Annotated in this window: 23 protein-coding genes and 3 tRNA genes; 8 read left to right on the top strand and 18 right to left on the bottom strand. The window is 59.2% G+C overall.

All coding sequences use genetic code 11. From position 1 onward, the window contains the following. Window positions 1–94: 94 nt before the first annotated feature. From FHT82_RS10720 to FHT82_RS10695, 6 genes are all read right to left on the bottom strand, one after another. Window positions 95–1,024, bottom strand: a complete 930-nt coding sequence (locus FHT82_RS10720; protein WP_183729669.1) for a DUF2167 domain-containing protein — start codon at window positions 1,022–1,024, stop codon at window positions 95–97. Window positions 1,025–1,098: 74 nt separating this feature from the next. Then, window positions 1,099–1,716, bottom strand: a complete 618-nt coding sequence (aat, locus tag FHT82_RS10715) for a leucyl/phenylalanyl-tRNA--protein transferase (protein WP_183729666.1) — start codon at window positions 1,714–1,716, stop codon at window positions 1,099–1,101. Between the two features lie 7 nt (window positions 1,717–1,723). Next, window positions 1,724–3,076, bottom strand: a complete 1,353-nt coding sequence (gene accC, locus FHT82_RS10710; RefSeq protein WP_183729663.1) for an acetyl-CoA carboxylase biotin carboxylase subunit — start codon at window positions 3,074–3,076, stop codon at window positions 1,724–1,726. 10 nt (window positions 3,077–3,086) lie between these two features. Continuing rightward, complete coding sequence (gene accB, locus FHT82_RS10705) at window positions 3,087–3,563, bottom strand: acetyl-CoA carboxylase biotin carboxyl carrier protein (RefSeq protein WP_183729660.1); 477 nt, start codon at window positions 3,561–3,563, stop codon at window positions 3,087–3,089. A gap of 21 nt (window positions 3,564–3,584) precedes the next feature. Then, complete coding sequence (gene aroQ / locus FHT82_RS10700) at window positions 3,585–4,022, bottom strand: type II 3-dehydroquinate dehydratase (protein ID WP_183729657.1); 438 nt, start codon at window positions 4,020–4,022, stop codon at window positions 3,585–3,587. Window positions 4,023–4,266: 244 nt separating this feature from the next. After that, entirely contained in the window at window positions 4,267–5,025 is a 759-nt protein-coding gene (locus FHT82_RS10695; protein WP_183729654.1) for a DsbA family protein, read from the bottom strand. Window positions 5,026–5,231: 206 nt separating this feature from the next. Here FHT82_RS10695 and FHT82_RS10690 point away from each other — a divergent pair, with 206 nt between their 5' ends. Then, the gene (locus FHT82_RS10690) at window positions 5,232–6,389 is read left to right on the top strand and encodes an aminotransferase class I/II-fold pyridoxal phosphate-dependent enzyme (protein ID WP_183729651.1); all 1,158 of its coding nucleotides are present in this window, start codon (window positions 5,232–5,234) and stop codon (window positions 6,387–6,389) included. A gap of 6 nt (window positions 6,390–6,395) precedes the next feature. On the opposite strand, the gene FHT82_RS10685 is transcribed toward FHT82_RS10690, so the two are convergent. Together FHT82_RS10685 and FHT82_RS10680 are read right to left on the bottom strand one after the other, a co-directional pair. Beyond that, window positions 6,396–7,187 carry an aldolase gene (locus tag FHT82_RS10685; protein ID WP_183729648.1) on the bottom strand — a complete coding sequence of 264 codons (792 nt, stop codon included), beginning with the start codon at window positions 7,185–7,187 and terminating at the stop codon, window positions 6,396–6,398. A 22-nt stretch (window positions 7,188–7,209) separates the two neighbouring features. Continuing rightward, a complete protein-coding gene (locus FHT82_RS10680; protein ID WP_183729645.1) occupies window positions 7,210–7,911 on the bottom strand; it encodes a haloacid dehalogenase type II in 702 nt (233 codons plus the stop codon). An 87-nt stretch (window positions 7,912–7,998) separates the two neighbouring features. Between FHT82_RS10680 and FHT82_RS10675 the strand changes: the two genes are divergently transcribed. After that, window positions 7,999–8,853 (top strand): LysR family transcriptional regulator, encoded by an 855-nt coding sequence (locus tag FHT82_RS10675; RefSeq protein ID WP_183729642.1) that lies wholly within the window; start codon window positions 7,999–8,001, stop codon window positions 8,851–8,853. Here FHT82_RS10675 and FHT82_RS10670 read toward each other — a convergent pair. Both FHT82_RS10670 and phaC read right to left on the bottom strand, forming a co-directional pair. Beyond that, window positions 8,850–10,190: a tlde1 domain-containing protein gene (locus FHT82_RS10670; protein ID WP_183729639.1), complete on the bottom strand. Its 1,341-nt coding sequence runs from the start codon at window positions 10,188–10,190 to the stop codon at window positions 8,850–8,852. The two genes, FHT82_RS10675 and FHT82_RS10670, sit on opposite strands and share 4 nt — an antisense overlap. A 281-nt stretch (window positions 10,191–10,471) precedes the next feature. Continuing rightward, complete coding sequence (gene phaC / locus FHT82_RS10665) at window positions 10,472–12,301, bottom strand: class I poly(R)-hydroxyalkanoic acid synthase (protein WP_183729636.1); 1,830 nt, start codon at window positions 12,299–12,301, stop codon at window positions 10,472–10,474. A 148-nt stretch (window positions 12,302–12,449) separates the two neighbouring features. Here phaC and FHT82_RS10660 point away from each other — a divergent pair, with 148 nt between their 5' ends. The 4 genes from FHT82_RS10660 (at window position 12,450) to recJ (ending at window position 17,948) form a co-directional block, all read left to right on the top strand. Next, window positions 12,450–12,872 (top strand): hypothetical protein, encoded by a 423-nt coding sequence (locus FHT82_RS10660; protein WP_183729633.1) that lies wholly within the window; start codon window positions 12,450–12,452, stop codon window positions 12,870–12,872. Between the two features lie 223 nt (window positions 12,873–13,095). Beyond that, on the top strand, window positions 13,096–14,313 hold the full coding sequence (locus tag FHT82_RS10655) for an LL-diaminopimelate aminotransferase (RefSeq protein WP_183729630.1): 1,218 nt from the start codon (window positions 13,096–13,098) through the stop codon (window positions 14,311–14,313). A gap of 66 nt (window positions 14,314–14,379) precedes the next feature. After that, window positions 14,380–15,705, top strand: coding sequence for a homoserine dehydrogenase (locus tag FHT82_RS10650; RefSeq protein WP_183729627.1), 1,326 nt, complete (start codon window positions 14,380–14,382; stop codon window positions 15,703–15,705). Window positions 15,706–16,145: 440 nt separating this feature from the next. Continuing rightward, window positions 16,146–17,948 (top strand): single-stranded-DNA-specific exonuclease RecJ, encoded by a 1,803-nt coding sequence (recJ, locus tag FHT82_RS10645; RefSeq protein ID WP_183729624.1) that lies wholly within the window; start codon window positions 16,146–16,148, stop codon window positions 17,946–17,948. A 179-nt stretch (window positions 17,949–18,127) separates the two neighbouring features. Here the strand turns inward: recJ and FHT82_RS10640 are convergent. From FHT82_RS10640 to FHT82_RS10615, 6 genes are all read right to left on the bottom strand, one after another. Beyond that, window positions 18,128–18,202: transfer RNA gene (locus FHT82_RS10640), tRNA-Glu, on the bottom strand. Between the two features lie 162 nt (window positions 18,203–18,364). Further along, a complete protein-coding gene (locus tag FHT82_RS10635) occupies window positions 18,365–19,504 on the bottom strand; it encodes a response regulator (protein ID WP_183729622.1) in 1,140 nt (379 codons plus the stop codon). A gap of 12 nt (window positions 19,505–19,516) precedes the next feature. After that, complete coding sequence (locus tag FHT82_RS10630) at window positions 19,517–19,882, bottom strand: response regulator (protein WP_183729619.1); 366 nt, start codon at window positions 19,880–19,882, stop codon at window positions 19,517–19,519. Next, the gene (locus tag FHT82_RS10625) at window positions 19,879–22,512 is read right to left on the bottom strand and encodes a GAF domain-containing protein (RefSeq protein WP_183729615.1); all 2,634 of its coding nucleotides are present in this window, start codon (window positions 22,510–22,512) and stop codon (window positions 19,879–19,881) included. The genes FHT82_RS10630 and FHT82_RS10625 overlap by 4 nt, the downstream gene beginning before the upstream one ends. Continuing rightward, window positions 22,478–23,059 (bottom strand): SCO family protein, encoded by a 582-nt coding sequence (locus FHT82_RS10620; RefSeq protein WP_183729612.1) that lies wholly within the window; start codon window positions 23,057–23,059, stop codon window positions 22,478–22,480. The genes FHT82_RS10625 and FHT82_RS10620 overlap by 35 nt, the downstream gene beginning before the upstream one ends. A 46-nt stretch (window positions 23,060–23,105) precedes the next feature. Next, window positions 23,106–24,113: an ABC transporter substrate-binding protein gene (locus tag FHT82_RS10615; RefSeq protein ID WP_183729610.1), complete on the bottom strand. Its 1,008-nt coding sequence runs from the start codon at window positions 24,111–24,113 to the stop codon at window positions 23,106–23,108. Between the two features lie 654 nt (window positions 24,114–24,767). Between FHT82_RS10615 and FHT82_RS10610 the strand changes: the two genes are divergently transcribed. Then, complete coding sequence (locus tag FHT82_RS10610) at window positions 24,768–25,787, top strand: ABC transporter substrate-binding protein (protein WP_183729607.1); 1,020 nt, start codon at window positions 24,768–24,770, stop codon at window positions 25,785–25,787. Window positions 25,788–26,013: 226 nt separating this feature from the next. Here the strand turns inward: FHT82_RS10610 and FHT82_RS10605 are convergent. Next, window positions 26,014–26,088 (bottom strand) — tRNA-Glu (locus tag FHT82_RS10605). A 74-nt stretch (window positions 26,089–26,162) separates the two neighbouring features. Continuing rightward, window positions 26,163–26,237, bottom strand: a tRNA-Glu gene (locus FHT82_RS10600). On the opposite strand from FHT82_RS10600, the gene FHT82_RS10595 reads away from it, so the two are divergent. Continuing rightward, a complete protein-coding gene (locus FHT82_RS10595) occupies window positions 26,238–26,429 on the top strand; it encodes a hypothetical protein (protein ID WP_183729603.1) in 192 nt (63 codons plus the stop codon). Window position 26,430: the final 1 nt, after the last annotated feature.

Here is a 26,430-nt window from a genome sequence, read left to right as displayed (position 1 = left end):
AGCTGCAAATAACTATCTACAGCAAGATGATGGCGGCGCCGGGTGCGTGTCGCATAAGATCCGTTCGATGCGACACGCCTGCTGATGCTGGCCGCTATGCGTTGGGCGTCTTGTTGCCGGTGAAGAGCTTCTTCACGAGGCCGACCGCCCCGCCAAATACCACAAAGACAAGGATCCACGCCTTCTTCAGAAAGGCAGCGGCGATTGCCAGCAGTCCGATCTTCGCGGCAACCTTGGCGCCAGCGCCTGCAGCGATCATGCCCGCCATCCCGTAGGCAGCGATCTTGTCGCCATCCACGTGATCGCTATAGGCCATTCCCTTGTCGAACTGGACGAGCTTGGTCACGGTCGGGACGGCGGTCTCGATTTCCTTCAACTGTTCGAGACCGGCAACGAAGTCGAACTGAAAGACGCCCTCACGGCCCAGCGTGCGCACGGAATAGTTCAGTGTATGCTGCGTGTTTCCATTTTCGTTGAACACCAAATCGCGTGCCCAGTGCAGGGCGTGTGCGGATTGGTCGTAATGCGGGGCAGAGGCCCAGCCGACGAGTGTCACCGTCGGAAAGCCCTGCTTCTGTCGCTCGGTATTGCTCTCCGAAATAGAGTCCTTGATGTTCTGCAGCAGTTCATCGTAGTCGATCGTCGCTGCGTCGGCATCCGATACATAGCCATCCGCGCTGAATTCGACGACCGAACCCCATGACCCGACATCAGTCGGGGAATATTGTGCAGGAAATAACATGCCCAACGCATCAGCCGCCGCGCCCGGAGGGTTGCCCCAGATATCGACAAGCACGGTCTTCGTATCTTCAGGGCTGAGATAGTAAAACCCATCCGGTACGTTCAGCGTTGCCCTCGCAGCCGGCAGCCTAATCGCCCCTTGCTGGAAGTCGAGCTTCTGCAGAACCGGCTTTTCTTGCTCGGAGAAATCCGTTCTGTTCGGAAACATTTCCTGATAGGGGCGGGAATCGGCTGTCCCGGCAGCCATGGCGAGCAGGATCGCTGCCGCAAAATATCGCTTCAAGATTTCACCCTCCGTTGCAGCCCGACCTTAAACCGATTGGTCGAAAAATCAACGCTGAGGTGAAAAATTCAACCTTAAAACTTAAGGTGTGGCGATTCCATCGCCGCGGCGAGCATCAGCGCGTAATCCGCTTTCGGCACGTCGAGCGCCCCGAATGTTTTGAGATGCTCTGTCGTGAATTGCGTGTCGAGCAAGGTGAAGTGCTGCCGCCTCAGATGCTCGACGAGATGGACGAGACAGATTTTCGAAGCGTCGGTGCGCCGCGAGAACATGCTTTCCCCAAAGAAGGCGGAGCCGAGAGAAACACCATAGAGGCCGCCGACGAGTTCATCGCCATCCCAGGCCTCGACAGAATGGGCATGGCCCATGCGGTGCAGGGCGGAATAGAGCGTCTTGATGGTTTCGTTGATCCAGGTGCTCGGCCGATCGGATGTCTCGCTGGCACAAGCGGTAATCACTGCATCGAAGTCACTGTTGAAGCGAATGTCGAAGGGCTTCTGGCGGACCGTCTTTCGAAGGCTTTTGGAGACGTGGAAACGATTGTCCAGCGGCAGGACGCCGCGGATATCCGGTTCGACCCAGAAGATTTCGGGATCGTCGGCGGATTCGGCCATGGGAAACAGGCCGATAGAATAGGCGCGCAAGAGGATTTCCGGGGTAATACCTGGTGACTTCCTGCGCGCTCCTGCCATTCCTGTCCTATGCTGCCGGCTTGCTGTTGGCGAGATAGTTTTCCAGCCAGTGAATATCGTAGTCGCCGTTGGCGATATCCTGGTTGGAAACGAGATCCTGGAACAGTGGCAGCGTTGTCTTGATGCCGTCAACGACAAATTCATCGAGCGCACGGCGCAGGCGCATCATGCATTCGACGCGCGTGCGGCCGTGAACGATCAGCTTGCCGATGAGGCTGTCGTAGTAAGGCGGGATCTTATAGCCCTGATAGGCGCCGGAATCGATGCGCACGCCAAGTCCGCCCGGTGCATGGAAATGCGTGATCGTGCCCGGTGAGGGCACGAAGGTGCGCGCGTCCTCGGCATTGATGCGGCATTCGATGGCGTGGCCCTGGAAATGCACCTCGTCCTGCGTGACAGACAGACCGCCGCCCGAGGCTACGCGGATCTGCTCATGCACGAGGTCGATGCCGGTAATGGCTTCGGTAACCGGATGCTCTACCTGCAGGCGAGTGTTCATTTCGATGAAATAGAACTCTCCGTTCTCGTAGAGGAACTCGATCGTGCCGGCGCCGCGGTATTTCAGCTTCTTCATGGCGTCAGCGCAAATCTGGCCGATCTTCTTGCGCTGTTCGACATTGAGGGCAGGCGAGTTTGCCTCTTCCCAGACCTTCTGGTGACGGCGCTGCAGCGAGCAGTCGCGTTCGCCGAGATGGATGGCATTGCCTTCGCCATCGCCGAACACCTGGATTTCGATGTGGCGTGGCTTTTCGAGGTATTTTTCCATGTAGACGGCGTCATTGCCGAAAGCGGCGGCCGCTTCGGTGCGGGCCGTCGACCAGGCTTCGATCAGGTCTGCTTCGGTCTTGGCAACCTTCATGCCGCGTCCGCCGCCGCCGGCCGTTGCCTTGATCAACACCGGATAGCCGATATAGCCAGCCGTCTTCAGCGCATCCTCTTCGGTCTTCACTTCGCCGTCGGAGCCGGGAACGACGGGGATGCCGAGTTCCTGTGCCGTGGTCTTGGCGGTGATCTTGTCGCCCATGATGCGGATGTGTTCCGCCGTCGGGCCGATGAAGGTAATACCATGCGCTTCGAGGATATCGGCGAACTTGGCATTTTCCGACAGGAAGCCGTAGCCCGGATGCACGGCGTCAGCGCCGGTGATTTCGCAGGCTGCGACGATCTGGTGGATGTTGAGATAGCTTTCGCGCGAAGGCGGTGGGCCGATGCACACACTTTCGTCGGCAAGGCGCACATGCATGGCGTCGGCATCGGCCGTCGAATGCACGGCGACACTTGCAATGCCGAGCTCCTTGCAGGCGCGCAGCACGCGAAGGGCGATCTCGCCGCGATTGGCTATGAGGATCTTCGAGATCATTGGCAAAGCCTTATTCGATGATGACGAGCGGCTGGCCGTATTCGACGGGCGAGCCGTCTTCGACGAGGATTTCCGTGACCTTGCCCGACTTCGGCGAGGGGATCTGGTTCATCGTCTTCATCGCTTCGATGATGAGCAGCGTCTGGCCTTCCTTGACGGTGGCGCCAAGTTCGATGAACGCGCGAGCGCCAGGGGCCGGGGCCATATAGGCCGTGCCGACCATCGGCGCGTTCACCGTGTTCGCCGGGTTACGGCCTGCCGCAGCGGGAGCAGCGGCAACCGCTACCGGGGCTGCTGCAGCTGCAGCCGGTGCTGCATAGGCGGGGGCCGCAATCGGCGCCTGGATGTACTGGGTCGTGCCTGCACGCGAAACGCGGATACGCAGATCTTCCTGTTCGACTTCGATCTCGGTCAGATCCGTGTCCTTGAGGATGTTGGCGAGATCGCGGATCAGTGCCTGATCGATACCGGATTTCTTTTCAGCCATGAGTGTTGCCCTGTCTTCTTCTTATGCCGTGATGTTCTTCAGCGCGCAGAGCGCCAGGATGTAGCTGTGAGGCCCGAAGCCGCAGATCACGCCTTTGCATGCCGGCGCGATCATCGACTTGTGACGGAATTCTTCCCGTGCATGCACATTGGATATGTGAAGTTCGATGACGGGAATGGAAATAGCACGGATCGCATCATGCAGCGCGACGGATGTGTGCGTATAGGCGCCTGCATTGATAGCAACGCCGAAAGCCTTTTCATCCGCTTCGTGGAACCAGTCCACCAGCGTGCCTTCGTGATTGCTCTGGCGGAAATCGATGTCGAATCCGAGTTCGCGGCCCGCAGCCTTGCAGTCCGCCTCTATGTCCTTGAGCGTCTTGCCGCCATAGATGCCAGGTTCTCGCTTGCCCAGCATATTCAGGTTGGGGCCGTTCAGGACGAAAATCGTTTGCGTCATCGAATGTTCCGTTTGGCGCACCGGCTCTTGATCCTCTCTGGATCAGGCGACCGTTACGCGGTTCATTGTATTCATCGCGCCCTGTGTCAGCCTTTCGACGGCAAAGGCACGGGAATGCGCGAGCGCCACCTATAGACTCCGCGCGGGCTTATTGAAAGCCCTTACAGAATCGGCAGCGGAGGTCGCGCCATGTTTGTCCACATGGCTGAAACGCTTCGATTTAGGCGATTTGATGGGCGCGGGTTCAGCAGCTCGTCTTGCCGCAGGCCCGCATGTTCTTCACCTTGGCTTCGAGATCGTTGAGGCCGACGGCGCCGGGCACCATTTCGTTACCGATCACATAGGACGGTGTACCGCTGATACCGAGATTGGCTGCAAGCTGATAAGTCGCCTGCACGATGCCATCGTTCGGGCTCTTTTTCATCTCCGCGCGGATCTTGTCTTCGCTGACGCCGAGAGAAGAGGCGACCTGGATTGCAGTGTCCTCGGAGGCGCGGCCATCGCTGCCGAGCAACGCGACGTGGAAATCGCCGTATTTTTCCGGCGCAAGGCGGCGGAAGGCATCCGCCACGCGGTGCGCCGCGACCGAATCCGGCCCGAGGATCGGGAATTCCTTCAGCACGAAGCGGACATTCTTATCCTTCTTCAACAAGGCCTGCATGTCGGGCAGGGCGTGGCGGCAATAGGTGCAGTTATAGTCGAAGAACTCGACGACGGTGACATCGCCTTTGGGATTGCCGAGCGTCACGTCGTCATTGGAATCGAAGATCCTGTCGGTATTGTTCTCGATGGCCATGGTGGCCTTCACCTGCTGGGCCATCTGCTGCTTTTTTTGCAGCGCGTCCTGCACGTCGAGCATGATCTCAGGATTTTCGATCAGGTACTGCTTGATGAATTCCCCCAGTTCCTTCTTCTGCTGGTCATCGAATGCAAATGCCTGAGCCGGAAGGGCTATAGAGGCTGCAAGCGCCAGCGCGGTGAGCGTTTTGGAGAAGAAGGCCATGGTATCCTCGTCGTCGGCTGATGGGTTTTCGAAGCGAAATTACCATTACCGGGTTAATGGGCTTGGATGCGTCCGCATCAAATTACGGCGCGTCGGGCCGCCATCAAACAGGAATTTTCCTCCGATCCAAGCCCTCGCGGGATTGTGATGAGCCGATTATTGCGGCAATTGTCTGGCCGTCATCTGAACCCAGGCAGGAAGTGATCGTGTTTTCCATCTCGAAACGCAGCGAAGTCGAACCGTTCCACGCCATGGATGTCCTGGCCGAGGCGACGAAGAGGCGCGCAGGCGGCCACCCCGTCATTTCCATGGCCGTCGGCCAGCCGTCGCATCCTGCACCCCAGTTGGCTCTTGAAGCCGCCCGCGCGGCGCTCGCCGAAGGGCGCATCGGTTATACGGATGCGCTCGGCACGGCACGGCTGAAACATGCGCTCGCCGAGCACTATCGCGATCGCCACGGCCTCGAGATCGCTCCTGCGCGTATCGCGATCACAACCGGTTCGTCGGCCGCCTTCAATCTCGCCTTCCTGTCACTTTTCGATGCCGGCGATGCCGTCGCAATCGCCCGGCCGGGCTATCCCGCCTATCGTAACATCCTCGGCGCCCTTGGCCTCAATGTGGTCGAAGTGCCCGTTACCGCAGAAACGCATTTCACCCTGACGCCAGAAAGCCTCGAAGCGATCCAGACGGAAAAGGGCGTGAAGCTGACGGGCGTGCTGCTTGCCAGCCCCGCCAACCCGACCGGCACTGTCACCGGTCGCGATGGCCTGAAGGCGCTTGCTGCTTACTGCGACGCCAACGACATCGCCTTCATCTCCGACGAGATCTATCACGGCCTGACCTTTGCAGGAGAAGAGACGAGCGCGCTGGAGCTGACCGACGAAGCGATCGTCATCAACTCCTTCTCCAAATATTATTGCATGACCGGCTGGCGCATTGGCTGGATGGTGCTGCCCGAGCGGCTGGTGCGTCCGATCGAGCGCGTCGCCCAGAGCCTCTATATCTCTCCGCCGGAGCTTTCGCAGATCGCCGCCACCGCCGCCCTCGGTGCCGGCGATGAACTGGATGGCGTCAAGGCAAGCTATGCCGCCAATCGTGAACTGCTGCTCGACCGCCTGCCGAAGATCGGTCTTGCGCCGGCGTCACCGATGGACGGCGCCTTTTACGCTTATGTGGATGTTGCGCGCTTCACCAATGACAGCATGGATTTCGCGCGGCGCATGCTGGCGGAGATCAATGTCGCCGCCACCCCCGGCCTCGATTTCGATCCGGTTGAAGGACCGCATACGCTGCGCATCTCCTATGCCGGTTCGGAGGCCGAGATCGCCGAGGCGCTGGAGCGCATCGGCGTCTGGCTGAGGTAGGCGTTTTCAGTCCCGGTATTCCGGGGCCTGCCGGTCGAGAACACGCCTGACGCTTTCGAGATGCAGGCGCGCACTTTCCGGATCGCCTTCCCGCATCTGCTTTGCGGCCTGTTCGGCGATATCGGTCGGCACAGCAATCAATTGCCGCCCGGTGCTCATCGCCTTGAGCTGAACCTCTGCAGCGCGCTCAAGATAATAGAGGTCGTCCCAGGCTTCGGCGATGTTTGGCGCGCAGACCATGACGCCATGGTTCTTCATGAACAGGATGTCCTTGTCGCCAAGCACGGCCGCGATCCTGTCGCCCTCGCGCTCATCGAGCGCCAGTCCGTTATAGTTTTCATCGACCGCGACGCGGCCATAGAATTTCAGCGACGTCTGACCGGCCCAGACGAAGGGTTCACCCTCGACCATGCTGAGCGCGGTCGCGTTCGGCATATGCGTATGGAAGGCGGCACCGACGCGCGGCGACATCTTGTGCAGGCGGGCATGGATGAAGAAGGCGGTCGCTTCCGGCACACCGTCGCCGGCGATGACATTGCCATCGAAATCGCAGATCAGCAGAGACGAAGCGGTGGCCTCCTGAAAGGCCCAACCGAGCCTGTTGACCAGGAAGAGATCGGGATGGCTGGGCACGACGGCCGAGAAATGATTGCAGATGCCTTCCTCGAGCCCGAGCCGCGCGGCCATTCTGAGGCAGGCCGCCAAATCGACGCGCGCCTGCCAAATCTCGTCCGTATCGAGCGGCAAATTGCGCAATATCGCGGGCTGTCCTTTCGCAAGGTTCAGTTCATGAGCCATGTCTTGTCTCCAATCGCGTCAATTACATCCAGCCGTTTGCGGCAAATAGGCCAGGCACCTTGTTGAGCGTCGGCACGATCTCGTTGGGACGGTAATCGCTGAGCGGCTTCCGTCCCGTGCCGCGATCCACCCAGATCGCACGAAAACCGAGTTCGCGCGCGGCGGCAAGGTCAAGATGCGGGCTGGCGCAGATATGCACGAGATCATCCATGCCTATGTCGAGTGTTTTCCAGGCATGCCGGAAGATCTGTGGCGACGGCTTATAGGCTTCCGCTTGTTCAGCGGTGATCACCCGGTCGATGAGGCCGCCGAGCTGTGCGACATTGCCGGCAATGATCGCGTCGTCCGTATTCGAGATAATGGCGAGCCGGAACCCGGCAGTCTTCAGCTCGTCGAGCGTTTTGACGACTTCGGGGAAGGGCGGCATCCGGCCGATCGATGACGTCAGCAGATCGGCATCGGCAGTGTTGAACGGCAGGCCGAACTCGTTCATTGCCAGTTCCAATGCAAGGGCGGTGACTTGGCCGAAGGATCGGTGCGGCTTCTGCTGTTCCAGTTCATGCTCGTATCGGTCGTAGACAGCAATGAAGGCCGACTGGTCGATATCGCCGCCCTTTGCCGACAGGATCGCATCCATCGCGGCAAGCAGCCCTTCATCCCACTGGATCAGCGTGCCGTAACAGTCGAATGTCAGCCAGCTCGGCCGATTTCCGGGAAGTGTCATCTGTCGTCTCCATGATTTTCGCCATGTTGACAAAGAATGGAGTCATTGAGAAATTAAATGTTGTAATTTCACATAGTGGAAAATCGAATGAGCTTCGCTTTCGACCTCGATCTTCTTCGCACCTTTGCAGCCGTGGTCGACGCCGGCGGCTTCACGCGTGCGGCCGAGCGCGTTCACCTCACCCAGTCCACTGTCAGCCAGCAGATCAAAAAGCTTGAGGCCAATATCGGTCGCACCCTGCTGCTGCGCGACAAGTCGACGGGTGGCATCCAGACGACCGAGGAGGGCGAAGTGCTCCTGAGCTATGCGCGACGTCTGCTGGCGACGGCAGAAGAGGCAATGGACGTCATGCGCAAGCCCACTGCGCCCAAGACCGTCAGGCTTGGTGTTCCCGAGGATTTTGCCGGCCGCAGGCTCATTGATCTTCTCTCCGGTTTTTCTGCTGCCTCATCGCATATAAGGCTCGACACTGTCAGCGGATGGAGCGTCGAGCTTCGCCGCCTCCTCGACGCCGGCGAAATCGATCTGGCGCTGATCAAACGCGAGCCCGGCGACGGCGCCTGTCTGGCCAGTTGGGAGGAAGAGCTGGTCTGGGTCGAGAGCATGAACCGGCCGGTAAAGGACGATGAGACGGTGCCGCTCGCGGTTTTTCCTGTTGGATGTATCTATCGCGAACGGTCGATCCGATTCATCGAGCGCAGCGGGCGGCGTTGGCGCATTGCCTATACGAGCCAGGGTTTGATGGGAGTTCAGGCCGCAGTCGCTTCCGGCCTCGGCATCAGCCTGCTGCCATCGGATGCCGTCTTGCCTGAACATCGCCGGCTTACAGCGGCAGATGGGTTCGATCCGCAGCCGGCATCCGAACTTGCGCTCGTCAGGGGAAAGCTGCGCCTCTCGGCGGAGAGCCGGTCGCTGGCCGATTTCCTCGCGGCCAGTCTTTAGGTTCGCGACGAGAAGAGCGAAGCGAGCGTCGAAGCAGGCTTGTTGTTCATCCGGGGCACGACGACGAGCTGCCTGATATCGCCGCGCTTGTAGGCGGCGAGGAAACGCTTGTAATCCTTGAAGGAAATGCAGCCGTTGGAATCGCCGTTCTTCCCAAGCATGTAGGTGTGTGCCAGCAGGCCGACGCGGTTGAAGATCGCGTCCGAACCCTGCACCGGCGTCAGGCGAATGGCCGCTACGCCATGGAACAAGGCTTCACGCATGGTCAGATTATAGGTGTGCGGCGGCGTCGGTCCGCGCATCTTCTGATCGATGTAGCGTGGGTTGTCGCGCATCTTTCCGAGGCCGGAATGGGCCTCCAGCCGCTCGCCGTTCGGCAGGTAGACCGTAGCGTTTTCGATGTCGTAGATCGCAACACCGGCGCGCAGGCGCGGCGAAAAGACCGGCTTATCGTAGCGCGGCACTGCATCGTCTTGGTCATCCTCGATCGGCGAGTTTGGCTTGGCATAAGCAAGCACAGGCTCGGCAGCGCGCGGCGAACCCTTGGAGGCCGGAGCCGGCTTGCCGACGAGGCCATCGGGCCGCGCCATCGGCAGCGGTACGGAATCTTCATCGGGCGCCAGAACCAGATCGAAAGGCCGCGGGCTGCTGTCTGCCTCGGCAACGTCCACCTCTGCCGGCTTGCCGGCAGCAGGAGCGGCAGCCCGATTGACCGGCGCCGGCTCGACCGGAACGGGCGTCACGCGAGGTCCGGCTTCGGCAAGCGCGAGCGTTGCCGGCATTTCGGCAGCAGCAACGGCTTCCTTCGACGGAATGATGATCCTGTCATCGACGTCAGACGCAGCGGAAGCGGTTTCGACGACGGTTGGCGGCGCCTTGAGCGTGTCGTCCTTGTTGAAGCGCGGATTGTCGGAGAGGGCAACCGGCTGAAGTTGCGCGACGGCAATGGGAAGGCGGTTGGTTTTCGCAAGTGCCAGGATTGCATTCGAGGCAGCCGATGTCTTCTCCGCATGCGACTGGATCAACTGGGCCGTCAAAGGCACAACCGGCTTGGCGTCGAATGCCGCAAGCCGCGAAGCCTTGTTCACGTGGATGAGGCGCTCATGCGCAACGGCAACAGGTGTTGCCTTCGGCGCAGCCGTGACCTGAGCAATCTCCTTTCGGGAGGAGAACGGCATCGGCACGGATTGCATCGTCGCAACAGCGCCGATGAGCCACGTGGAGGTCAAAAGTCCGGCGATTGCGATGCCGGTAAGAAAACCGCGAGATCTGCCCGAACGAACAGGGGATCCGCCAAAAGGGGCGACGTTATTGAACGTCCCTACTGCAAACGCCATACTCTACTCGTCTTCCAAAACTCGCTACGCAGGCCGGCAACACTGACTACTGATCTATGCCGGAGCCGCTAACTGCCCAAAAAGGCCGAATTTTGGCCCGTCCGCGGCATGCGACCGTTTCTTAAGGATGACGAACTATGGTTTCCAATTGGTTTACGGGCACGGCGCTCTGCTTCGATTGTCACGAAAAGAGACGCAATATTTTAGGGAAAGCTATTTTTCAAAGGTTTGCAGTCACCGCCCGGTGAGGGGTGATTCGATGGTGGAAGATTTTTCCGACGTCAGCTTCGCGCCATCACATAGCTGCCGGGTGCTTCCTCGATGGCGTTGAGTGCCGCGCCGCCCGGTTTGCGGGCCGCAACGCGCTCGCCGGCTTGCGCCTCGATCCACGCATGCCAGTGCGGCCACCAGGAGCCCGCCGTTTCCTTCGCCTTGGCAAGCCAGGCGTCATAGTCGCCCTTGGCCGGGCCGCCGCTCCAGAACTGGTATTTGTGCTTGTCGGGCGGGTTGACGACGCCGGCAATATGGCCGGAGCCGGTCACGACGAACTGCACTTTGCCGCCGAAGAACCGGCTGCCGAGGAAGACGGACTTCGCCGGCGCGATATGATCCTCACGCGTCGCGAGATTGTAGATCGGAATCTTGACGTCTTTCAGCGAGACGGTTTTGCCGTCGAGGATCATCTCGCCCTTTGTTAGTGCATTCCTCAGGTAGCAGTTGCGCAGGTAGAAGGCATGGTTGGCTGCTGCCATGCGGGTCGAATCGGCGTTCCAGAACAACAGGTCGAAGGGGAGAGGCTCCTGGCCCTTCAGGTAGTTGTTGACGAAATAGGGCCAGATAAGCTCGCTTGCTCTCAGCATATTGAAGGCCGTCGACATGCGCGAACCGTCGAGATAGCCGAGTTCCTGCATATGCGCTTCCAATGCCTGAAGCTGCTCTTCGTCGACGAAGACCTTGAGGTCGCCGGCATGGGTGAAATCGACCTGCGTGGTAAAGAGCGTCGCGGTCCTGATGCGCTTGTTCTTCTCCTTGGCATGCAATGCCAGCGTAGCGGCGAGCAGTGTGCCGCCGACGCAATAGCCGATGGCGTTGACCTCTTTCTCGCCGGTCGCCTTCTCCACCGTCTCCAGCGCGAAATCGACGCCTTCCCTTGCGTAAGCCGTCCAGTCTTTCAGCGCATGGCGGCTATCCGGATTGACCCAGGAGATAACGAAGACGGTGTGTCCCTGATCGACACACCATTTGATGAATGATTTCTGCGGGTTGAGATCGAGAATGTAGAATTTGTTGATCCAGGGCGGGCAGATCAGCAGCGGCCGCTTCAATACGGTTTCCGTCGAAGGCTCGTACTGGATGATCTGGCAGATTTCATTCTGGGCGATCACTTTGCCCGGGGTCAGCGCCATATCGCGGCCGACGGCGAATTTGGTCATGTCGGTCTGGCGCAGGCGTAGTTCGCCGCGGCCCGCGATGATATCCTCGGTCAGCATCTTCATGCCGCGCACGAGGTTCTCGCCGCTGGTCGCGATCGTTTCCCGGTAGACTTGCGGATTAGTGACCACGAAATTGGTGGGCGATAGTGCCGCGGTGATCTGCTTCACATAGAAGCCGGCCTTGTGCTTCGTGTGCTCATCCAACCCTTCGGTCTCGGCCACGAGCTTTTCAGCCCAGTCGGCGGTCACGAAATAGACCTGCTTCAAAAATTCGAAGAAGGGGTTCTTCTGCCAGTCTTCGTCTGCGAAACGCTTGTCCTTGCGCTCGATCTCCTGTTCGACCGTCTCGCCCTGCATGCGCTGCATCGACCGCATCCAGATGCCGAAGAACGAGGTCATGAGCTCCGTCTGGGCTTCGAAGGTGCGGCGCGGATCGGAAATCCAGTACTCCGTAACCTTGGAGAGCGTCTTCACCATATCGGTGACGGGTTCGACGACCGTGTCGGAGATTTCGCCACGCTCACGCGGGGCCAGCCACGCTGAAGCTGCCTTGCCGAGGTTTTCGAGCGCACGGGCGAAGTTCATCGCCATGGCCTCGGGATCCTTCAGGAGATAGGGATCAAGATCCTTGGCGTCGAAATCCCGCTTGGCACCATTCTCCCGCTTGCTGTCGGTCACGCATTTCCTCCGGCGGCAGCATCCACTGTTTGTTCGTTGTACATCTGCGACGATGAAGAAAACAAGTTCCGCAGACCCGCTCTCGTGCTATTGCTTTGTCGCTGCGACGAATTTAACAGTCGAAGCAGGCAGGATTGGATCATCAGGCATGACGACGACAGGCATTGGGCATTTCGCGACCTTCACCCGCACCGCAGCAATCTGCGCGGCGGCCGCGGCAATGGCCTTCGCGCTTGCCGGATGCAACAAGACCGCCGAGGAGAAGAAGGCCTTCGCCCAGCGCATGGCAGCGCCGACCGCAGTCGTGATGCCGGCGTCCAAGGGAGAGCCTGTCGAAGGTGGCCTGACCAAAAGCCGTGATGGTTATCCCTCATTCGGTGCGCCACTGACCGCCGCCAACGTGCAAATGAGTGACGAGCAGGCAGCCGAGCTGCAGCACCAGCTGACAGCGCTGACGGGCAAGCGCAATTCAGGCGCGATCTCGGAGGCGGAATATCAGCGTCGCGTCGCCGAGATGCGCGCGCTTGCCGCCGACCACGGGGCCTCGACGCTCTCCGAAATCACCAAATAAGCCTTGCCTTTAAGGCGATTTGGACGCAAAGCCTTCCGGATGGATCGGAAGATGCAATTTTCCCGATAATGCGCTTCATGTGCGGCTCTCCGTCAAAGATTTGCCGCGCAGTTTGAGTTGAAGAGGAATACGGCGCTGCGAGTCTGAAGCTCGTATCGCAGATGCCGGGAGACGGAACGAGCTTCGACAGCGGTCAGTTGGCCGCATTTCCATGGGGAAAGAGATGGAAGAGTTTCACAAAGTCCGGCGTTTGCCGCCTTACGTTTTCGAACAGGTCAACCGTTTGAAAGCGAGCGCGCGAGCGGGCGGGGCCGATATCATCGATCTCGGCATGGGAAACCCTGACCTTCCGACCCCTCAGGCGATCGTCGACAAGCTGTGCGAAGTCGTCCAGGACCCACGCACACACCGCTATTCGTCCTCCAAGGGCATTCCCGGCCTGCGCCGTGCGCAGGCTGCCTATTACGCCCGCCGATTCGGCGTGAAGCTGAATCCCGATACGCAGGTCGTCGCCACTCTTGGCTCCAAGGAAGGCTTCGCCAACATGGCGCAGGCGATCACCGCACCGGGGGACGTCATCCTCTGCCCGAACCCGACCTATCCGATCCATGCCTTCGGCTTCCTGATGGCTGGCGGTGTGATCCGCTCCATGTCGGTCGAGCCGGACGAAAGCTTCTTCCCGCCGCTGGAACGGGCGGTGCGCCATTCGATCCCGAAGCCGCTGGCGCTGATCCTGAACTATCCGTCGAACCCGACGGCCTTCGTTGCCAGCCTCGACTTCTACAAGGACGTCATTGCCTTCGCTAAGAAGCACGACATCATCGTGCTGTCGGACCTCGCCTACTCGGAAATCTATTTCGATGGCGAGCCGCCACCGTCTGTGCTGCAGGTTCCGGGCGCAATGGACGTGACGGTCGAATTCACCTCCATGTCCAAGACCTTCTCCATGCCTGGCTGGCGCATGGGCTTTGCCGTCGGTAATGAGCGGCTGATCGCGGCGCTGACGCGTGTGAAGTCCTATCTCGATTACGGCGCCTTCACGCCGATCCAGGTTGCGGCCACCCATGCCCTGAACGGCGACGGCTCCGACATTGCGGAAGTCCGCAACGTCTACAAGCGTCGCCGCGACGTCATGGTCGAAAGCTTCGGCAAGGCCGGCTTTGAAGTGCCGCCGCCGGCGGCCACCATGTTCGCCTGGGCAAAGATCCCGGAAAAGTTCCGTCATCTCGGCTCGCTGGAATTCTCCAAGCTGCTGGTCGAGAAGGCCGACGTCGCCGTTGCCCCGGGCATCGGCTTTGGCGAACAGGGTGACGACTACGTCCGTTTGGCGCTCGTAGAGAACGAACACCGCATCCGCCAGGCTGCGCGCAACATCAAGAAGTTCATGTCGACGGCCGACGAGACGATGCACAACGTCATCTCGCTCAACGCCCACCGTTAATTCCAACCTTGAAGACAGCCGCGAAACTGCGGCTGTCTTTCATCAGAGACATTTCAGGATCGATCCATGGCAGATGCCCTCAAAATCGGCATTGCGGGCTTGGGTACCGTTGGTGCCTCGCTTGTTCGCATCATCAAGCAGAAAAGCAACGAACTTGCAGTCACCTGCGGCCGCCCGATCACGATTACGGCAGTTTCGGCCCGTGACCGAACGAAGCACCGTGGCATCGATCTGACAGGCATCGCCTGGTATGAGCGCCCGGAAGAGCTGGCGGAAAAAGCCGACATCGATGTTTTCGTCGAGCTGATCGGTGGCGCAGAAGGCGCCGCAAACACAGCCGTTCGTGCCGCTCTCGCTCGAGGTCTCCATGTGGTGACAGCCAACAAGGCGCTACTTGCCTATCGTGGCGTCGAGCTTGCGACGATTGCCGAAGAAAAGGGCTCGCTCCTGAACTTCGAAGCGGCGGTCGCCGGCGGCATTCCGGTCATCAAGGCGCTGCGTGAATCGCTGACGGGAAATACGATCTCGCGCGTCTATGGCATCATGAACGGTACCTGCAACTACATCCTCACCAAGATGGAGAAGGAAGGTCTGTCCTTTGCCGATTGCCTGAAGGAGGCTCAGCGTCTCGGTTATGCCGAGGCCGATCCGGCTTTCGACATCGAAGGCAATGACACTGCTCACAAGCTGTCGATCCTGACGACGCTTGCCTTCGGCAACAGAATTGCCGCCGATGATATCTATCTCGAAGGCATCACGAATATCTCGATCGAGGATATCCGCGCTGCGGCCGATCTCGGCTACCGTATCAAGCTGCTCGGCGTTGCCCAGCGCACGGATACCGGCATCGAACAGCGCGTGCATCCGACCATGGTGCCAGTTGATTCCGTCATCGCCCAGGTCGATGGCGTCACCAACGCGGTCGCAATCGAATCCGATATCCTCGGCGAATTGCTGATGGTCGGCCCCGGTGCCGGTGGCAACGCCACGGCATCTTCTGTGCTTGGCGATATCGCCGACATCGCCAAAAGCCAGCCGGGCGCCCAGCGCGTTCCCGTTCTCGGTCATCCGGCAAAGTCACTGGAGCCTTACCGCAAGGCGCAGATCCAGAGCCATGAAGGCGGTTATTTCATTCGCCTGACCGTTCTCGACCGCACCGGCGTCTTCGCCAGCGTCGCCACCCGCATGGCTGAAAACCAGATTTCGCTGGAATCGATTGTCCAACGCTCCCAGCAGCATCTGGCGCCCTCGCATCATCAGACGATCGTCCTCGTCACTCATGCGACAATGGAGGATTCCGTGCGCAAGGCAGTCGCGGCGATCAAGGAGGAGGGCTACCTCGTCGGAGAGCCGCAGGTGATCCGCATCGAACGTCCGAAGGAAGAATCCTGACGCTTTGTTCCAGTTTGGAACGGTTCAACCCGTCCGAGGTCACTCGGACGGGTTTTCTGTTATTAATCAAGGCACTTCGCCAAAATTTATATTAACAGATATTGAGATATAGATATAATCAATCCGCGAGATGTTGGAGTCGTGGGTTGAGGAATATCGAGCAGCATACGGATGATCATGCTCCCACGGAGCTTGAGAGTCCTCGGGCGGATTTACAGAGATATGATCAGGCGACCCTTGGAGTGGCCCTCGAATGCGAGGGGCCGCAAGGGCGAAATTGGGCTACGCTCCTGATCCTGCTTTCGATCGTGTTCGTTCAGACACTGGGTATCGGCTTGGTTATCTGGACACTTTTCTGGTAATCCACAGCCTTCAAATCACCGCTTTGCTATCCGTTCCGCATCTGTAAAAAGAGGCAGATGATGAAAGCGGAGTTTGGCATGGCAGATATGGTCGATCCGGTACCGCGCGCCTTCCTGGGCGTCGAAAGGTCCGTTCTCGACAATCGCTGGGTTTCACGTCTCGACCAGGCGGGGCAAAACCGCGCGCTCGCCATGTCGCAGATGCATGGCCTGCCTGACCTGATCGCCCGCGTGCTTGCCGGGCGCGGCGTTGCGGTGGATGAGGCGGTCGAATTCCTCGATCCGACGATCCGCAGCCTCATGCCTGATCCCTACAAGCTGACCGACTGCGAGAAGGCCGCCAAACGCCTTGCCGCGGCGATCCGTAATAGTGAGCCCGTTGCGATCTTCGGCGATTACGATGTCGACGGTGCGGCCTCTTCCGCGCTCATGTATCGCTTCCTGACCCATTTCGGCGTCAAGGCGCATATCTACATTCCCGACCGCATCTTCGAAGGTTACGGCCCCAATCCGACGGCCATCAATCAGCTAATCGACAACGGTGCAAGCCTGATCGTCACCGTCGACTGCGGCTCCACCAGTCATGAGACGCTGGCGGCTGCCGCAGACCGCAACATCGATGTCGTCGTCATCGATCACCACCAGGTGACACACGAGCTGCCGCCTTGCCACTCCCTCGTCAATCCAAACCGCGAAGACGATCTTTCCGGCCTGGGGCATCTTTGTGCGGCGGGTGTCGTTTTCATGGTGCTTGTCGCAACGCTGCGCCTGCTGCGAGAGGCAGGAGACAAGCGCATTCTCGCGATCGATCTCCTGCAGTGGCTGGATATCGTCGCACTCGCCACCGTCTGCGATGTCGTGCCTCTCAAGGGGCTCAACCGCGCCTATGTGGTCAAAGGATTGGTCGCCGCGCGCCACCAGAGCAATGCCGGTCTTGCAGCACTTTTCCGCAAGGCGGGCCTGGCAGGCCCTGTTACGCCTTATCATTTCGGCTTCCTGATCGGTCCGCGCATCAATGCCGGCGGACGAATCGGCGATGCAGCGCTTGGAAGCCGCCTGCTGACACTGGATGATGCCGTAGAGGCCGAAGCCATCGCCCAGCGGCTGGATGAACTCAATCGCGAGCGTCAGGCCATGGAAGCGGTCATGCTGCAGGAGGCTGAGGCCGAAGCGCTAGCCGAGTATGGAGACGGCGAGGGGGCCTCTGTCATCGTTACCGCGCATGAGAAATGGCATCCCGGTATTGTTGGCCTCATTGCCGCGCGCCTGAAGGAAAAATTCAAGCGACCTGCCTTCGCCATCGCCTTCGATCCATCCGGCAGGGGTACCGGCTCGGGGCGTTCGATCAATGGCTTCGACATGGGCAGGATGGTGCGTGCAGCGGTTGATGAGGGACTGCTCGTCAAGGGCGGCGGACACGCCATGGCGGCCGGTTTGACCGTGGAGCGCAGCAAGCTCGGCCTGCTGCGCACTTTCTTCACCGAGAAGGCCCAGAAGACGGTGTCGGCCCTCGTCGCCAATGAAACACTGAAGATCGATGGCGCCATCGCTGCAAGCGGTGCAACGATCGAGCTTATCGACCGTCTGGAAACGGCGGGACCTTATGGCTCGGGACATTCCCAGCCGCTCTTTGCCGTACCGGGCCATCGTGTGCGCGATTCCCGTCTAGTCGGCGAACGGCATGTGAAAGTGACGTTGGAAGCCATGGATGGCGCACGCCTCGACGGCATCGCCTTCAGGGCTGCCGAGACCCCGCTCGGCAATCTGCTTCTTAACTCTCGCGGCGCCAACGTGCATGTCGCAGGCTCGCTCGGTGCCGAACACTATCAAGGCTCGCGCAGAATCCAGCTGCGGATCAGCGACGGCGCGCAGGCCAAGTGACGGGCTGAAGGGCAAGGGGTCAGGATGAGGGCAGGTCGGCTGAGCTGGAAAAATGGTGCTTTTCCGCGAGGACGAGTGACGGGCATACCAAGCGGCACGCCGCCGTCAATTCGCACATCGCGGCTCAGCGAGCGTACCGAGATAACTCTATAAAAATAAAAGGAAATATTGGAGGAGAGTGGCACGCCCTAGGGGAGTCGAACCCCTCTTTACAGAATGAAAATCTGTCGTCCTAACCGATAGACGAAGGGCGCGTGCTCTGTGGTGGCGCCCTTATAGTCAGCACTTTTCTGCACCGCAAGCGGCAAAATAAGAAATTTTTGCCGGATTGTGCAGTTTTTTGTTGGGCTTGTGGAAAAGCCGAAAAGAGCGGCTTTATTGCCTCGTATAGTCACTGCCTCCCGCTGCTAACTTTGTCAGCCAAGCCACCGAACAATTTCGTAAGCTGGCATCGGGCGGTGGAAACCTTTCAGAGTCAATTCGCCAACAGGAATGGATTCGACGAATGACTCGACGGCGCCGAAGACGCGTTGGCTGACGAGGATCTGACGAGACTTGGCCTCCTCGCACAATCGGGCCGCATGGTTCGCTACAGTACCGATGACCGCATAGTCCGAGCGCTGGTTGAAACCAATCTGCCCGATGGTTGCATGGCCCCGGGCGATGCCGATTCCGAAACCGAGCAAATAGCCCCGCTTGCGCCATCGTTCTGAATGCTCGTCAATTGCGTCACGCATCGCCACGGCCATTGAAACAGCACTCTCAGTATGGCTGGCGCAGGGCAATGGGTCGTTGAAGACCACAAGAATGCCGTCGCCCACGAACCGTTCCAACGTCCCTTCGTGGCGGGTGATTTGTTCACCGAGGCAGGAATGGTACTCGCCAAGAACCGTCATCACCTCTTCAGGCTCGGCAGTTTCGGCAAATGCCGTAAAGCCGCGTAGATCGCAGAAAACCACCGTGACCTCACGGCGGTGGCTTTGGAGAAGCGCTTCGCCATTGCCGGCCGCAACAATGAGATCGGCAACCTGGGCGGGCAGAAACCGTCGGAGCCGAGCCATCCGCTCGATCTCCATGACCTGCCGCGCCACTTTCTGTTCGAGGGATTGGTTCCACGCCGTCAATTGCGCGGTCAGGTCCTGAAGGCTCCGTGCCTGGGCTTCGACGGTGTCGTGAAGCGCCTTCTGCCGTAGCATCGATCGGACACGCGCCAGCAGCGCCTTGTGCTCGAATGGCTTAGTGAGATAGTCGTCGCCACCCGCATCCAGCCCCTCTACGACATCTCCCGTGTCGGCTTTTGCAGTCACGAGGATGACCGGGATTGATCGTAACGAAACGTCTTGCTTAAGTATGCGCACGACGCTGATACCGTCGAGTTTCGGCATCATGATGTCGAGAAGGATGAGGTCAGGCATGAGGTCGCGCACTTTAGCGAGCCCCTCTTCGCCATCCGCGGCGGTCGCCACTTCGTAACCATTCGCCTCGAGGCGCATCCGCAGGATCTCAAGATTTTCCGGCGTGTCGTCGACGGCAAGAATGCGGGGCGGATGATGCATGGTGCAGCCTCCCTAAGATAGGAATTCACGAATCTTTGCCAGCAACAATCGCGGGCTGAATGGTTTGGCGATGTAGCCATCGCACCCTGCAGCAAGGGCTTTTGCCGCATCGCCGGACAGCGCATAGGAGGTGACGGCGATGATCGGGATGTGCCGGAGCGCTGGGTCGGACTTGATGCGGCGTGTCGCTTCATATCCGTCCATCACGGGCAACTGGATGTCCATAAGGATCAAGTCCGGCCTGTGGGCCGCTGCAGCCGTAACGCCGGCGGCGCCATCCGCGGCCTCGATCAGTTCGTATTCGGTGGTCGCGATGAGGTCGCGCACGATCTGGCGATTGTCTTCTGTGTCTTCCACCATCAGGATTCGTTTGTTCATGCCGCTTGATCGCGCTCCCCTGCATCAATTGGGACCGTTATGCGGAAGGTCGCACCGGAACCGGCCTCCGACTCCACGGTTATTGTTCCGCCGTGCATTTCAACAAAGCGCTTCGAGATCGCCAGACCGAGACCCGTTCCTCCTTTCTGCTTGGTGCTGCTGTTGTCTACCTGCTGGAATTCCTCGAAGATGAGAACTTGGTCTTGAGGCGCGATGCCCGGGCCGGTGTCCCGCACGACGATCTCGAAGTGGCCATCGGCTGCGCTGGCCAGAATATTGACCGACCCCGCCTCGGTGAACTTGATAGCGTTCCCGGCGATGTTGAGCAGGACCTGAGTCAGACGGCGCTCGTCACCGCGGCCGGTCGGAAGATCGTCGGCAAGTGTCGCGGTGAACACGAGGCCCTTTTCCCGCGCCAGCGGCTCTACCGCAGCGGCGGTACTTCGAACGATCTGCGCAAGGGAATAATCGTCAAACGCCAGTGTCAATTGGCCGGCTTCGATCTTTGAAAGATCGAGCACGTCGTTAATGAGTCCCAGGAGGTGGCGACCGTTGGCCTGTACTCGCGCCACCGTCGCCTTTGCCCGGTCTGGAAGCTCGCCGTATATGCCGTCGAACAGAAGTTCGGTGAAGCCCAGAACCGAATTAAGCGGCGTCCTCAACTCATGGCTCATGTTTGCGAGGAACTGAGATTTGTGGCGGCTTGCGGTCTCAAGCTCCCGGCCTTTATCCTCAATCTCGCGGAACAGCTTGGCGTTTTGAATGGCCAGTACCGACTGAGCGGCAAAAGTTTCCATCAGGTGGACAATCTGCTCGTCAAATTCCCCGGGTTCGCGGCGCCTGACGACGAGAGCGCCAACAATCTTGTTCGGCCTGAGCAATGGAACAATCAGAACGCTGCGATATCCGGCGTCTCGAATAATTTTCTGAGCGGGAGTCGGCGTGCCTTCGCCGAGTTCGGGCACTTGAACAGGTTCGCGGCGCCGGGCGGCTTCACCGATCACCGGATCATTCAGAGAGATGGTCTGCCCAGAAATCGCAGCAACAAGCTCGTCGCTCATTCCGTAAGTTGCGCGCGGACGGAACTGTTGCTTGGTGCTGCTGAACACATAGATAGTACCCGCATCCGTGTCCGAGAGTTGTACGGCCTTAGCTACGATCGTCTGCAGCACGGTGTCGAGATCAAGCGTCGAATTGACCGCCTTGGTGACCTCTCCAAGCGCTTGCAATTCGGCGACAGAGCGCGCGAGTTCGGCCGTGCGCGCCTGGACCTCCTGGAACAAACGCACATTCTCGATCGCGATCACCGCTTGGTCGGCGAAGGTGGTGAGCAGTTCGATCTGCTTGCTGTTGAACGGGCGAACTTCGATACGACGGATTGTCAGAGTTCCGATGGCTTCGTCTTCCCGCAGGAGCGGGGCAGCAAGCGTGGTCCGATGGCCAAGCCGCATCGCCATTTCTCGGCCCGCAGGGAAATCATCGCCTGCGGTGGTGAGGTCGCTTACGAAAACGGTTTCTCTGTCAACAAAGGCGCGACCAGAAATCCACTCACGGCTGATCGGCCACCTGACGAAGTCAATCGGAATCGGGCCGTAATGCGCCCTGATTGTCAGCGACTCACCGTCTTTCAGGAGTATGATCGCGTCGTAGGCGTCGCAGAGTTTTGCCGCGCTCTCGGCGACGGCATTCAGGACAGGCTGAATGTCGGTCGGGGAAGCGGCGATCGTGCGCAGAATCGTGCTCGTCGCCATCTGCTGCTCAAGTGCTTCAGTCAGCTCTCGGTTCCGGGTCTCAATTTCCTGGTAAAGCCGCCCCAACTGCGCAGAGGTCTGGTTGACATTGTCGGCGAGCACTCCCAGCTCGTCCCGGTTGCCGACTGCAACCTGTTGGGCAAAGTCGCCGCTTGCTATCTGGCGTAGACGCGTCTCAATCTTCTTGACGGGCTCGATCAGCGACCAGGAGATGACGTAGCCAAGACCCAGCGCTAAGAGGATACTGCCCACAGCAAAGGACACTACCACCAGTCGCGAGGTGTCGTAGGCTCCCTCCGTCACCTCGATAGCCGTCACCATCTCGGCTTCGGCCATGTTGACCAACTGGTTCATCAGCCGTTCGAGCCGGTCGGCCGAAGGCATGATCTCATTAAGTTGAACGTTGCGTGCTTCCTCAGTCTGACCGGCGCGGATGAGTCCCGCGCCGCGCGTCACACCGGCCGTAAACCGGTCATACTCAAGCCGGACCTGACCGAGCACTTCCACCTCGCTCACGGCGACGAACTCCATCCGATCGAGATCATAACCAAACTGGTTGAGCTGGCGTAGCGCCGCATCCAACATCCTCTCATCTTGAAGCAAAAGTGCCGTCGAGATGCTGTACAGCTGGTTGGACGTGTCGTGCTGGACCTGGCGATAGGCTGCGATCTTGCGCTGCAGCTTGATCAGTTCGGTCGTCTGATCGTTGACCCCGCTCAACACCTGCAACCCGACCGCCCCGAGCACGATCAGCAGTCCGACGATCGACAGGAACGCGATTAGGAGCTTGGTCTGAACGCGTACCGGCAGGCGCGCAATCCAACCAATCAGCCGGGTCGCGACGCTACCGGGCTTCATCCACGAGGCTGAGAAGATCACTGCGGAACTCCTCCAAATCGAAACCAGCTCCGATATACTGCACGCGTAAGTTACCGCTACGATCCACGAGCGACGTCAACAGGGTATGATCGACGTCGCCGCCCACGGTCTTCCTCGCTATGACGCCATACCTCCGCCCCACATCGTGAACGACTGCCGGATCGCCGCTAAGAAACACCCAGCCCTTCACATCGGCGGCGAAATTCTGCGCGTATTGCTTCAACACTTCAGGTGTATCCCGTTCGGGGTCGACCGTGATCGAAACGAAGCTGATCTGCGGCCCGAACACAGGGCCAAGCGCGTCCTTCACACGCGCCATGTTGTCGGTCAGCATCGGGCAAATGTCGGTACAGGAAGCAAAGATGAACGCGACGGCGACGACCTTGCCGCGAAGATCGCGGAGTGACACAGGTACGCCGTCCTGCGACGTCAGAGTAAAGTCCGGCGCCGCTCCGATGGTCGGCAAACGCTCGTCGTGCGATGTATCATGCGCCTGCGCTGGCGCGCCTAGCAACATCAACAGCAGAATCTGTGCTGGCCATCTCATTGAAACCCCCTTCTTCCCTCCCGAAAGAGCGTGTCTGGCCACTCGCCTACATCTTCAGCTTGCGTTTCACCTCGTTGAGGAAGCGCCAATCGGTACCGCCGGCGATGATTTTTTGCGGGCTCGACTTGAGCATGCCGGACTCATGCAGCCGCAGGGAGTAAAATCGAATCGTGTCCTCGGGATCGTAATCGCGCCATTTGCCGTAGGGCACCTCGCTCATCGTTTGCAGGGCATAATCATAGTTGGCGGTGAACCCGCCATCGACGATTTGTCGTGCAACGCGACGTGGCTCGGCCACGCATAGGTCTGCCGCCTTGAGAATGGCGCGCAACACGCGCTTGGTGGCGACGGGGTTGTTCCGAACGAAGTTCGCATTGCCTGCGAGCATGCAGCAGAAGTACTGCGACCAGGGATGATCGATGGCACTGTTTACGACAACGTGACCGATGTTGCGGGCGCGCAGTTCCTGGGGTTCGGGTGGAAAGCCAAGGAACGCGTCGACTTTTCCGTTCTCGAAAAGCTCCATTGGCCTGACGGACGGATTGGTCACCCAGCGGATGTCCCTTTGTGGGTCAAGCCCGACATAGGCAGCCATGCTGGTCACGAACACGTGCGGCGTTGAACCCAAGCCTTGTATGCCTACAGTTTTTCCCTTCAGATCTGTGATGCCGCGAATACTTTCGTTTCCAAACAGCTCGAAGCAGCCGGAATGCACGCCCGCCAGCAGGGTGATCGGTTCACCCGCATCGATCGCAAGGGCAAGTGGTGCAGCGAAGTTCAAACTGAAATCCACATCACCGCGCGCGATCTGCTCGGCCTGGGCGTAGCCTGCTTCTGCCATCACATAGCGGATGTCTGTGAACCCATCCAAACGCAGCAACTCCTCGGCGACGTACTGGGGGGCGATACAGATGCCCCTGATCTTTGCCAAGCGGATGGTGCTGGTTTCTAATGGCGCTTCCGCGGCTAACGACTCCACTGCGCCGCCCAGACTAGCGACGACTGCGGACGTGGCGCTTGCCAAGAAACGGCGCCGGTTTAGCATCAGTTGCATAGTGCTCTCCTTCCCTGGAAAAGCACAACGTTCGGATTACACCCGAACGTTTTGGCAGCGTTCCTGAATGATCTGCATCGGAGTGAATCCCCTCCAAACTCAGCAGGAAAATTTCAAACAGAATCGCTAAAAAAATGATCCCAGAGGGCAGAAACTTCGGGCAATGTAATTATCACTGCGGAGAGCGCCTAAGGGTGAGTTCTCGCGCCGGCACTGAAGTTTCCACCGCTAAGATTATACACCTTGGCGGCGCCGGTATCGAGAGGAAAGCTTTCCGGCAGCAACCGGCTCGCCTACTAGTCGGACATCTTCACGCCGACTTTGATAGTCTCGCTCGGTACCTGCCTTAAGCCGAACTGATTAGCCAGACTTACGGTGCAGCACTTTCGCCTAATAGAGCGGCGCGGCAAACGAACCACAGGCGAGCGAAGCCGCCGCGCGCTGTTCGAGGACCGCGCCTACCGCTCGCGAGCGCGGAGATAGCATTGCTTTGCTTCCGTGCACCCTGCCGCGGGTTTAACCTCGTGCACCCTATGTGCTATTATTCGCAATCCAGTTAAACCGTACGAAGCTGTATCTGTTCATGCGAGGTCAGAGGCCCCATGGGTACATTCTTCATGTCACGCTGGCCAGCATTTGGAAGGGAGGGACACCATGTATACCCTATACCCTGGACGGTTTAGCCGACGGAGGTTCCTGCGTGGGATAACTCTGGCAGGGACTGCTGGGCTCCTAGGCTGGTACCCCACGCGAGCCGCTACGGAGCCGCCGCCCGAGACGACGCGGATCCGGCTCGTCAGGATTCCCAGCATCTGTCAGGCGCCCCAATATGTAGCCGAAGAACTGTTGCACGGCGAAGGGTTCACCGAAGTGCAGTACCTCCGGAAGGAGGGAACCGCAGACATCGAGACGGCCCTGGCCTCAGGCGAAGCCGATCTCAATGGGCATTTCGCCGCTCCGCTCCTTCTCCGCCTGGAGGCGGGGGATCCTATCGTCATTCTGGCAGGACTCCACGTCGGCTGCTTTGAGTTGTTCGGGACCGATCGCATCCAGACGATCCGCGACCTCAAGGGGAAGACCGTGGCGGTACCGGCGCTAGATTCCAGCCGATTCGTCTTCCTCGCCTCGATCGCGGCTTACGTCGGCCTGGACGTCCGTAAGGACATACACTTCGTGGCGTATCCCGGACCCGAGTCCGTCCGGCTCCTAAGTGAGGGGAAGATCGATGCCTATCTGGGCTTCCCTCCCGAACCACAGGAGATGCGGGAGCAGCAAATCGGCCATGTGGTGATTAGCAGCACCGTGGACCGGCCTTGGTCGCAATACTTTTGCTGCATGCTGGCTGGGAATCGAGAGTTCGTCCGCACGAATCCGGTGGCCACCAAGCGCGCCCTCCGCGCCATCTTGAAAGCGGCGGATTTCTGCGCCAGCGAGCCCCAGCAATCTGCACAATTCATGGTGGAACAGGGCTATACTAAGCGCTATGACCATGCCCTACAAGTTATGAAGGCGCTGCCATATCAGTGGCGCGAGTATAGCGCTGAGGACACCCTGCGCTTCTATGCCCTACGCCTCCACGAAGTCGGGATGCTCAAGAGTACACCCCAGAAGCTCCTGGCCGAGGGCACTGACTGGCGTTTCTTCAACGAACTAAAGAAGGAGTTGAAGGGATAGAAGAGGGAGGTGATAAGTGGAACGCGAGACGAGGAGATGGCCCGGGCAAGGAGGCGAGCTGCCCCCGGTTGTCCAATCCTTTAGGATTGGTTCTCATTGCGAAACGTTGGCACTTTCCCGAGAAGAATATGCACTGCCCATTCACGTGCCCTGGCGTGCCCCATAATGGCAATGGTTGTCCGGCTGTTATGAATCAGTACTATCTACATGACATAATTATATAATTTGGTACGCCCTAGGGGAGTCGAACCCCTCTTTACAGAATGAGAATCTGTCGTCCTAACCGATAGACGAAGGGCGCAGGCTTGCAACTCAAATAGGAGGGCGCAATGCGTTCCGCAAGCAGTAGATAGAGCACTGTATTATAAGAGGAAGTGGCACGCCCTAGGGGAGTCGAACCCCTCTTTACAGAATGAAAATCTGTCGTCCTAACCGATAGACGAAGGGCGCGTGCTGTGGTGGCGCCCTTATAGTCAGGCACTTCCGATCCCGCAAGCGGCAAATTTGAAATTTTTCAAAAAAATGACAGTTCGTTCCCACTTGTGGAAAATGAAGATTATTGCAGCCGAATCAAAGGGCTGCAACGGTCGCTGGAAATCAGATGCCGACCGCTTCCCTTACGTCATGCTGTTCAAGGGCTGAA

Origin of the sequence: Rhizobium sp. BK275 (genome assembly GCF_014193555.1) — a bacterium.
GTDB lineage: Bacteria > Pseudomonadota > Alphaproteobacteria > Rhizobiales > Rhizobiaceae > Rhizobium.
This window is presented reverse-complemented; position numbering and strand designations above follow the sequence as displayed.

Bases quoted from the DNA above. Each gene is read 5' to 3' on its own strand.
- aat (WP_183729666.1), bottom strand. From the start codon at position 1,716: ATGGCAGGAGCGCGCAGGAAGTCACCAGGTATTACCCCGGAAATCCTC.
- accC (WP_183729663.1), bottom strand. From the start codon at position 3,076: ATGATCTCGAAGATCCTCATAGCCAATCGCGGCGAGATCGCCCTTCGC.
- accB (WP_183729660.1), bottom strand. From the start codon at position 3,563: ATGGCTGAAAAGAAATCCGGTATCGATCAGGCACTGATCCGCGATCTC.
- aroQ (WP_183729657.1), bottom strand. From the start codon at position 4,022: ATGACGCAAACGATTTTCGTCCTGAACGGCCCCAACCTGAATATGCTG.
- FHT82_RS10695 (WP_183729654.1), bottom strand. From the start codon at position 5,025: ATGGCCTTCTTCTCCAAAACGCTCACCGCGCTGGCGCTTGCAGCCTCT.
- FHT82_RS10685 (WP_183729648.1), bottom strand. From the start codon at position 7,187: ATGGCTCATGAACTGAACCTTGCGAAAGGACAGCCCGCGATATTGCGC.
- FHT82_RS10680 (WP_183729645.1), bottom strand. From the start codon at position 7,911: ATGACACTTCCCGGAAATCGGCCGAGCTGGCTGACATTCGACTGTTAC.
- FHT82_RS10675 (WP_183729642.1), top strand. From the start codon at position 7,999: ATGAGCTTCGCTTTCGACCTCGATCTTCTTCGCACCTTTGCAGCCGTG.
- FHT82_RS10670 (WP_183729639.1), bottom strand. From the start codon at position 10,190: ATGGCGTTTGCAGTAGGGACGTTCAATAACGTCGCCCCTTTTGGCGGA.
- FHT82_RS10660 (WP_183729633.1), top strand. From the start codon at position 12,450: ATGACGACGACAGGCATTGGGCATTTCGCGACCTTCACCCGCACCGCA.
- FHT82_RS10655 (WP_183729630.1), top strand. From the start codon at position 13,096: ATGGAAGAGTTTCACAAAGTCCGGCGTTTGCCGCCTTACGTTTTCGAA.
- FHT82_RS10650 (WP_183729627.1), top strand. From the start codon at position 14,380: ATGGCAGATGCCCTCAAAATCGGCATTGCGGGCTTGGGTACCGTTGGT.
- recJ (WP_183729624.1), top strand. From the start codon at position 16,146: ATGGCAGATATGGTCGATCCGGTACCGCGCGCCTTCCTGGGCGTCGAA.
- FHT82_RS10635 (WP_183729622.1), bottom strand. From the start codon at position 19,504: ATGCATCATCCGCCCCGCATTCTTGCCGTCGACGACACGCCGGAAAAT.
- FHT82_RS10630 (WP_183729619.1), bottom strand. From the start codon at position 19,882: ATGAACAAACGAATCCTGATGGTGGAAGACACAGAAGACAATCGCCAG.
- FHT82_RS10620 (WP_183729612.1), bottom strand. From the start codon at position 23,059: ATGAGATGGCCAGCACAGATTCTGCTGTTGATGTTGCTAGGCGCGCCA.
- FHT82_RS10615 (WP_183729610.1), bottom strand. From the start codon at position 24,113: ATGCAACTGATGCTAAACCGGCGCCGTTTCTTGGCAAGCGCCACGTCC.
- FHT82_RS10610 (WP_183729607.1), top strand. From the start codon at position 24,768: ATGTATACCCTATACCCTGGACGGTTTAGCCGACGGAGGTTCCTGCGT.